This is a genomic window from Candidatus Acidianus copahuensis (genome assembly GCF_000632495.1).
Lineage (GTDB): Archaea > Thermoproteota > Thermoprotei_A > Sulfolobales > Sulfolobaceae > Acidianus > Acidianus copahuensis.
Genome location: NZ_JFZT01000028.1, coordinates 1 through 9,021, shown reverse-complemented (window position 1 = coordinate 9,021; position 9,021 = coordinate 1). Strand labels below are relative to the sequence as shown.

General features: G+C 33.8%; 6 protein-coding genes and 2 pseudogenes. 4 read left to right on the top strand and 4 right to left on the bottom strand.

Features of this window, described 5'->3' with window-relative positions; genetic code table 11:
- The 3 genes and pseudogenes from CM19_RS03900 to CM19_RS03890 form a co-directional block, all read left to right on the top strand.
- Positions 1-600: pseudogene (locus CM19_RS03900) on the top strand (hypothetical protein); the annotation flags it as partial.
- Positions 593-1,435 (top strand): carbon-nitrogen hydrolase family protein, encoded by an 843-nt coding sequence (locus tag CM19_RS03895; protein WP_048099151.1) that lies wholly within the window; start codon positions 593-595, stop codon positions 1,433-1,435. The pseudogene CM19_RS03900 and the gene CM19_RS03895, both read left to right, overlap by 8 nt.
- 725 nt (positions 1,436-2,160) lie before the next feature.
- Positions 2,161-3,114: an acetamidase/formamidase family protein gene (locus CM19_RS03890; RefSeq protein WP_048099150.1), complete on the top strand. Its 954-nt coding sequence runs from the start codon at positions 2,161-2,163 to the stop codon at positions 3,112-3,114.
- Positions 3,115-3,199: 85 nt separating this feature from the next.
- Here the strand turns inward: CM19_RS03890 and CM19_RS03885 are convergent, their stop codons facing one another.
- The 4 genes and pseudogenes from CM19_RS03885 to CM19_RS03870 form a co-directional block, all read right to left on the bottom strand.
- Positions 3,200-4,168, bottom strand: a complete 969-nt coding sequence (locus CM19_RS03885; RefSeq protein ID WP_048099149.1) for a metallophosphoesterase family protein — start codon at positions 4,166-4,168, stop codon at positions 3,200-3,202.
- A gap of 923 nt (positions 4,169-5,091) precedes the next feature.
- Complete coding sequence (locus tag CM19_RS03880; RefSeq protein WP_048099148.1) at positions 5,092-6,393, bottom strand: M20/M25/M40 family metallo-hydrolase; 1,302 nt, start codon at positions 6,391-6,393, stop codon at positions 5,092-5,094.
- Between the two features lie 3 nt (positions 6,394-6,396).
- Positions 6,397-7,590, bottom strand: coding sequence for an MFS transporter (locus CM19_RS03875; protein ID WP_048099147.1), 1,194 nt, complete (start codon positions 7,588-7,590; stop codon positions 6,397-6,399).
- A 423-nt stretch (positions 7,591-8,013) separates the two neighbouring features.
- Positions 8,014-8,397, bottom strand: a pseudogene (locus tag CM19_RS03870) (cytosine permease); the annotation flags it as partial.
- A 425-nt stretch (positions 8,398-8,822) separates the two neighbouring features.
- Between CM19_RS03870 and CM19_RS03865 the strand changes: the two are divergent.
- On the top strand, positions 8,823-9,021 hold a 199-nt coding region (locus tag CM19_RS03865), incomplete at its 3' end, for a creatininase family protein (protein WP_048099145.1).

Here is a 9,021-nt window from a genome sequence, read left to right as displayed (position 1 = left end):
CAACACGCAGATCTTGTACGAGAATATACAAAGGATGTAGTCCAGTCGGTTGGTTTACCAGTCCTAGTTAAGTTGACCCCTAACGTTACCGACATATCGTATATAGCTAAAGAAGCTGAAATAGCTGGAGCTAAGGGTGTAACAGCGATAAATACTGTTATAGGAGTTGTTGACATCGACATAGAGACCGGAACCCCACTTCCTTCGATCTCAGGCTATTCAGGATATGGAGGGATCTCTGGACCTGCAGTCAAACCTATAGGGTTAGCCTCGGTATCGAGAATCTGGGGAAGAACTTCTCTCCAAATTAGTGGTGTTGGAGGGATATTTGATTGGAAAGACGCTGTCCAATATATAATGATGGGATCAACCACAGTCCAGGCAGTCACGTACACAATGATCAGAGGCTTCTACTTCATTAGAGAATGGAAAACGTCTCTTGAAGAATTTATGAAAAGGAAAGGATATTATTCAATAGAGGATATGAGGGCAATTGCTTCAAGAAAAATGAGGGATTACGATTTCCTTGAAAAAGTTACCAAAAGGAGAACTGGAATAGATGAGGAGATAGACTCGATAAGAGGTGAGGTAAATGCCTAAAATAAAGATAGGAATGGTTCAGATGGGGAGTATTGAATCTAAAGAGGCAAATATTACTAAGGCAATCGAGTACGGAGAAAAAGCTACTGATGAAGGAGCTGAGTTAATTGTGTATAACGAGCTCTTTTCAACCCAATATTTTCCAGCTATTGAAGACGTTAAATTTTTTGATTTAGCTGAAAAAGTTGATGGACCAACAGTGAGAACTTTTGCAGAGTTCTCTAAAAAGAGAGATGTAGGAGTCGTATTGACAATCTTTGAAGAAGATGATAAAGTAAGAGGAATTTATTATGATACTGCAGTAATAGTAAACAAAGGCAAGATATTAGGAAAATATAGGAAAACACATTTACCTCAACTTCCTGGATATTTCGAGAAGTTTTACTTTAAGCCTGGAAAAACATATCCTGTCTTTGATATGGGAGAATACACCTTAGGAACAATAGTGTGCTATGATAGGCATTTCCAAGAAGGTGTTAGAATATTATCAATAAAAGGAGCTGACATCGTTACCGTTCCAACAACAACAAACTTCTACCCTGAAACTTGGGAACTAGAGTTAAGGGCACATGCAGCATTTAACACTGTGTTTGTAGTTGGCGTAAATAGGACTAAAGAGTACTTCATGGGTAGGGAAATAAGGTATTTCGGGAAAAGCTTAGTGGCTAATCCAACCGGGGAAATTGTTGATGAAATGGGAGAAGAGGAAGGATTCAGAATTGTTGAAGTAGATCTCGATAAAATTAAGGAGAGAAGAAGAAAAGCTCCATTTCTCAAAGATAGAAAGCCCGAAAATTACACTGAGTTAAGCTCAATTTATATAGAAGAAGTGTAAAAACTAACCGGTTTTTCTTTTTTATACTATATTTCTTAAAATAGGAACTAAAAGATTTCCATTAATTAACAAAAAAACTTTACAATTTATCTAATAAAAATTCTAAGTTAAATTTCAATAATTGATGCCAATTAAGCGATTAAATATTCACACTTTCTCCTAGTCTAAGAATTACGAGAGTTCCAATTATTTTTCTGAAAAAGAGTCCAAAACAGCAAATTTAACTATTAGCTCTAGAACTTACCAAGCATGAAGCGTTGTTAAGCGATTAAACGTAATTACATTCGGTAGCGTATTCTATCTCTAACGAATCATCATTTACGAAGACTTATTTTTCTTTAGCTAGCTGTAACATTAGTTATAACAGCCATTAGATGTTCAGCAATTTATCCTTCCACTCTTCCAAGTATATGGTTGGCTATTAGGCGATCGACCAAGATATTTCGGCATTTTCTTCAGTTTAAAGGACAAATTTTGGGCTATATAAATATCACGACAGTAGTATTCATATGAGCTCCTTTTCTAATATTTACTTTTCCCATATTTTCTCTCCTATAACAACGTGAAAACTGCTAGAACATTACTTCACTATGATCTGTTACCTTCATAATTTCAAGATTAGTTTATGGATTAACAACTGGATGACTTATCATGAATAAGACAAAAAGTTTTTCTTAGAGAAATATAGCTAATAAACTTTATAATTTTATATAATACATTTATTTATGCTCACTATACATGCGTTAACCCACAACAAGTGGGACAACTCGCTTCAACCTATAGCGACAATTAGCGACGAAGAAGTGATAACTATCGAAACTAAGGAGGCAACAGATGGTCAGATATCACCAACATCAACTGCTCAAGAACTAGCAAAAGTAGATTTTAATAGGATTCATCCCTTGACCGGGCCTATAGAAATAAGGGAAACTAAACCAGGAGATGCTATAGAGGTTGAATTCCTTTCTTTTAGGGATAAGGGATGGGGATGGACAGGAGTTCTTCCAGGTTTTGGATTACTTGCAGATGAATTGTATACATCGCCAATTGATCTACAAGGACCTTCTTTAAAGATATGGAGTGTAAAGGATGGTATAGCTTCAGCTAAATTCGGCGACGTAAACGTGAGGATCCCAATCTTTCCCTTCCCTGGAGTAATAGGAGTTGCTATGCAAGAGAGAGGGAAATTTAGTACAATTCCACCAAGGAAAAACGGAGGAAATATGGACATAAAACACTTAACCTTTGGAACTAAACTATACTTGCCAGTATACGTAGAAGGAACGCTTCTCTCTATAGGCGATACCCATCTAGCACAAGGAGATGGAGAAGTTTGCGGGACTGCCATAGAGGCGCCCATTGAAATGAACATTAAAGTAAGAGTTTTAAAAGACGTTAGTCTATCTCAACCTATGTTCATATCCAAATCTGTGAAAGAAATGGAATTTAAAGAGTACATAGCATATCCAGGTATAGATAACAATTTATGGATAGCAGTTAAAAAAGCAATTAAGGGTATAATATCAATTCTTTCGCAACATATGTCTCCAGTTGAAGCTTACATGCTTGCTAGCGTTTCAGTTAATCTAAGAGTAAGCGAAGTGGTAGATGTGCCAAACTGGATTGTTACTGCATACTTCCCTAAGGACATTGTTGACGTTGAATTTAAGATACCCTAAATGACGAGTTGAACTTCTTCATCTAATTATAGTAGTAATAGTAAAGTTCCCACCAGAACTAACAATTTTTAATTAAAAAAAACTTTTAACCTATTATAAATTGATGGGCCTTAACCTTATTATCTTCAAGGATTATTAAGGAAGAGTGAAGTATTCCCTCTCCAAATTCGCTACCAGGATTCAAAACTAATGTTTTACCTATCTTGTCAAATCCTCTTGATTCATGAATATGCCCATGTATACCTAAGAGTGGCGAAAACTCTTTTGTAATCTCCTTCACTGAGCTTGATCCAACATGTGTCATTACTATTTCTCCTCCTTTAACCACGGGTTTTAGTGTAGAGTCTAAAAGAGGTGCATTATCTAAGTTCGTTCCATATGGAGGAGCGTGAAAATTAAATATTGATCTAGAAGGTTCACTTATTTTTTCTGCCATCTTCTTTAGATTTAGTCCAAGCTCCTCCTCTTTCATTTCCCTATGTGTATTCCAAGGTGTAGGATTCACATACCCGAAGGATATCATTTCATAACCTCCAATATCAATTATTTCTCCCTCAACAGTTCTCATCACGTCACTCTCCTTTATTACGTCAAATAGGTATGTTGGATCATCGTTTCCAAGATTAGTATATATATGCATCCCACTTCCCTTGTATCTCTCGTCGGCCAACCTTATCCATTCTCTTAATCTTTCAATCATAGCGTCCTTGAAAGCATTGTCCAATTTTTCCTTATCTGAAGATAATTCATCTACCTCTTTTTTATCCACAATCGTGTAGTAAATTCCTGAGGATCTAAACTTCTTCTTATATTCTTCTAGTCCCTCAGATCCTACAACTTTATCATCTACCTGATATTTTCCTCCACCTAGTTCCAAAATAGGAATTAATGCTTTGCCTGCAACGTCTCCTCCTATTATAAGTACATCTGCCTTATACATTTTACCTGCATTAAGAAACTTTCTAAATACTACGTCTGATCCATGAAGATCTGATGCAAAAAGAATTCTGAGTTGCTTTCCTGAACCAGATTTTCCCCAATTAAAGAGACCCATACATCAGAATGTAAAGGATTGTTTATAAACGTTTTTACAAGATATTTTAAAATGTTTTCAATTTAATGCTTAATGAAATTCAGGAAAGTGTTAATTGTTTTTAACGAGGTTAAGTTTAACATCTACATTTCATTTAAATTCTATGTGTTAATCTTTCTCTTTTCCTGGTCTTGCTACTACCTTTTTTAGGGCGAGAATTCAGCCTTTAATTTTACCGTATTTTTCTAATACCACTCTCTATATTATTCCTTTAAGTTTTTAACTATTTGTTTTCAGAGTAAAACTTCCTCATATAGAAACACTTAGATGTTCATAACTACATTAAGTACGTTAAGATCAATTAAAATTCTAGAACCAATAGAACACGATATTGAACATGATGAGTTCACAAAAAAGATCAAAAACTAAGCATAGAAGTAACCGATGTTAAAGAAGCAATAAAATTAAGTTAAACTAATCGAGCTAATAGCTTCGATAACTGATTGCAAGCTTAACAATCTCGATTCCTTACAGTTAAAAAATTAGTTGACATCCTCATATTAGGACTAACTTTAGTCGAGGTAAAAGAACTTGGAATCGCTTATGATATTATTGTAAAATAGTAAGTCCTTACGATAAATTATAGTATGATTTGTCGTAAGTTAAATAAGGAGGACATATTTCAGCACAAATTTCCACACCCCTCGTTCTCAAGTAATTTATTAAGTCTTTTGAATATGTAATATTTCATATATTAAAACTACATAAAAAGTTAATACATATATATTCTAACGACAGCTTAAGATTTTAATATGTATGAAGGTGTCCTTAAATCAAGCGCGTTAGCCTATACACTATTAGTAATGAAAATCAGAAACGAAGTTTAATAATATACTAATTCTTAACGATCATTCCAAATATATATTATAATATAAAAAAATGATTTACATTGAGTAGTTAATTAAAGTAAGTTGAGTATGTTTAATTGCTTTATAGAAGTTATCTAATGAAATGCTCTCATTTGGAGCGTGGGGGTTTGAGGAAGGGTCTCCAACACCTATTGCACTTACTGCATCTTTTATTCCCAAATTGTAAACAAATAATCCCATTGGCTGGGTTCCTGCAGAATTCGGTATTATAATGTAATCCCCATATACTTCTTTCGCTGCATTTTTTGTTGCTTTAACTATTTCTGAACTTAGTGAAGTCCTAACTGGTCTCTCAGCTCCAAGTACTTTTATTTCCCCTGAGAACCCGATTGACTTCAATTTCTCTTTTAGTCCATTAAGTATTTTATAGGGATCTTGATCTGGAACTAACCTGAAGTCCATCTTTACAACAATTTTATGTGGAACTATAGTTTTGCTTCCTTCTCCAGTATATCCACAGTCTATACCATCTATGTTACAAGTTGGATAAGTTAAAAGAGCCTTTACAATATCATTCTTATTTTCATATTTCATTGGAAAATTTCCGAGAGATTTCTTAATTTCCTCGTAGTTTATATCATATTGATCTAAAAGCTCTTCTTCCTCTTCGGTTAAATTTCTAATATCCTCATAAAATCCATCTATATCTATATTTCCATCATCTCTAATTAAGGAATTTAATACCTTTACCATGTCCCAGCAAGGGTTTTTAACTATTGGTGCATTGGACGAATGTAAATCTTTTAATCCATAATCTAAGGAAAGTTCAACGTAAAGTAATCCTTTAACTCCTAGTACGATTAGTGGTCTTCCTTTATAATCTAGAGAGGAACCTTCCATAAGTACTGAGTTTGCCTTAAGTTTATCCTTATTTTTTTCAATATAATTTTCTAAATGTACGCTACCTATTTCCTCTTCTCCTTCGTATAGAAACTTCACATTAACTCCAAGTTCTCCCTTATCCATTAGATCCTTTATCGCAAAAAGTCTTGCAATTAATGTCCCTTTATTGTCTGATGAACCTCTGGCATATATTCTGTTGTTTTCTTCTATTGCAGAGAATGGTGGGTGTTTCCATTCATTTAAGGGATCTACTGGTTGTACATCATAGTGATTATAGATTAAAATAGTCTTTTTGCTACCAACGTTAATTTCTCCAAAAATTACTGGGTTTCCACCAGCTTTTTCAATTTCAGTTTTTATTCCAATACTCTTCATTATTTCACTAAGAAAATTTACAGTATCCTCTATGCCTTCTCCAGTTGCTGAAATTGAAGGTATGCGAAGAAATCTAATTAGAGTATCCTTTGCTTCCATTTTTTACACCGTCCTTATTCTTTTCGGAACTTTGGGAGCTAAGGAGGCAAAAAATATTGAAAGAACCATTGGTGTCACTATTGAAATTATACCTGCATAAATATATCCAAAATCACTGACAGAGAACCCCATTAAAGGTCCACCGATCATTGCCCCTATATTAAATATCATAAAGAGAAATCCAACTGCAGTACCTATCCATGCATCCTCGACGCTCTCCTGTGCAAATGCTTGAATATTTCCGTAAATGGCGTACCCACCTCCCAATAATATTACAGCAATAGTAGCTAAAAGAGGATTTATATGAGGTAGAAACATAACAATTGTGCCTAATGACATTACAACTGTGGCTAACTGTATAATGTGTTTTCTTTCGAGCTTATCTCCTGCAAATGCACCAGGAAATGCAAGTATCATTCCCGCAATACCAAAGAATGAAACTATAGATGCTGCAACTTCTTTAGAAATTCCTGAAGAGATAAGATACGGCGTAAAGTAGCCTTCATAGGCGAAAAATGCTATTCCGAACATAAAATAGGATATAGCCATAAAGAAAAGAGATCTATTCATAACTTGCCTTATTCCTACCTTAGGTCTCTCTTTTATCTTATAGGTTGAAGGTATTATAAGGAAAATCAATAACATAAGAATTCCCCCTGAGATGCCAGCTATTATAAAAGGGATATTGAAAGTGGTAGCAGTAGAGAATTGGGCGAAAATGTATGGACTTGAGGCTAACCCTAAATTAAAAGCAACTCCCTCAGCAGCTATAGTAGTGGCTCTCATACCTGGCCTAAGATCCCCTAAGAATGCAGAAATTTCAGGCTGTATCATTCCAGTTCCAAATCCTACTAAAAATCTGTATATAACTAGCTCGTACTCATTCGTTACAAACCCAGTTAGCATAGAAAAAGTAGTAATTATAAGAAGTGATATAAGTATTCCATTTCTAGTAGTTATCTTATCAAACACAAACCCTCCTATTATGCTAAATATTGTTATTCCTGCAGCGAATCCCGTTGCAGTAATTCCAAGTAAGAGAGGATTAACGTGAATTATGGATAATATAAAAGTTCCTCCAAAGAAAAACAGATTTGCATCAAATCCTACAAGAAACATTCCAAACGCTATAAGTATTACAGTTACAATAAAATATTTGGGATTTTTTGCTTTATCGAGAACAGTATCCTTCTTCATAACTTTTAAAGAAATGCTAGATTTATAAGATTTACGACTATCTTACTTTATCGAATAATAATTAATACTTAGTTGAATAGATTTTATAACTTAAGTTAAATTTTTCTAAAAGTATTTATAGAAAATTTTTTAAATGATTTAACAATTTAACTAGATCTTATTATTCAATAACATAAAATTTTTTCAATATTTATAAGTTATGCGATAAAAGTAAAGAGTTTAATATAAAACAAAATCATGAATTATAGTTATTAGATATTTAGAAATTCAAAAAAGCACGTTATTACAAGATTTTATAATTAAACTTCATCAGTAGTTAATGGATCATTACTTATTTGTATCAAAGAGAAAGAGTAAGAATCGAAAACATTTGAAATTAATATAAATAGATTATAAAAAATAAATATTTTAGATTTAAAAGTTTCAGTTTTTCTTTTCTTTATAAATAAAAGTAATGACAGCGAAGGACGTCCCTCCTAATGCTAGAGATAAGTAGAATCCAAGGGAAAACATTATGGACAATTGAGGAATTAAGAGTCCTAATAATAGTGGTATAAGTCCTATAATAGTGGATAAAGATGCTATCCAATTTATTCCATTATTATACCAGTATTCTCCATATCTTTTAAATAAATCCGCTATGGATAATTTCTCTTTCCTTATTATCCAATAATATACCATCATAACACCAGCTACGGCTCCTAAAAAGGAACCGAGTAGGTTTATCATTTCGAATATCGTATTGGCATTATTATACCATATCCAAGGAATATATAGTATGCCGACTAAGGAAGATACAAGAGCTGATAGTTTCCACGACTTTTTTTTTTGGGAAAAGACTAATTATATCGTAAAACTGTGAAATACTTAACTCCCTGCTGACTTCTAGCTTAACCGTGAATCTTTACCTCTTCAAGGTAAATGGGTAAACTCTACAGGATCATTCATCCAAGGCTAGATAGTTAAACTTACAAGATGAGACATGGATAGGTGCAACAATGAGGCTGATAGACGAAACGTTAACTTGATAGAAATGTTAAAAGGAGTCATTCAAAATCGACGTTCACTCTATTTATATCAATAAAATACTGGATCCAGATGTGCCAGGAACTTAGCCTAATACGTTTGAGATCGTTAAGTGTTATAAGGACATAATGGATCTACAGAATTCTAAACCCTAGGAAAGTTAAAGTAAGCAGTTTTAAATAAAAAATAACAATACACTTTCTATCATGGAGATCTTGAAGGTAACAAGGGAAGAAGTACCTGGTAAGGTTGGGATAATTCCTATTGGAAGCGTAGAACAGCACGGTCCCCATTTACCAATGGGTACGGACTCTTTAATAGCTGAATGGGTAGCAAGACAAGTCGAAAGAAGAAACGAGAAAGAAGTCCTACTCTTTCCGACGATCTATTACGGTTGCTCCCTTG

Excerpts from the sequence above, each read along its gene's own strand:
- CM19_RS03875 (WP_048099147.1), bottom strand. The coding sequence starts at position 7,590 with ATGAAGAAGGATACTGTTCTCGATAAAGCAAAAAATCCCAAATATTTT.
- CM19_RS03880 (WP_048099148.1), bottom strand. The coding sequence starts at position 6,393 with ATGGAAGCAAAGGATACTCTAATTAGATTTCTTCGCATACCTTCAATT.
- CM19_RS03885 (WP_048099149.1), bottom strand. The coding sequence starts at position 4,168 with ATGGGTCTCTTTAATTGGGGAAAATCTGGTTCAGGAAAGCAACTCAGA.
- CM19_RS03895 (WP_048099151.1), top strand. The coding sequence starts at position 593 with ATGCCTAAAATAAAGATAGGAATGGTTCAGATGGGGAGTATTGAATCT.
- CM19_RS03890 (WP_048099150.1), top strand. The coding sequence starts at position 2,161 with ATGCTCACTATACATGCGTTAACCCACAACAAGTGGGACAACTCGCTT.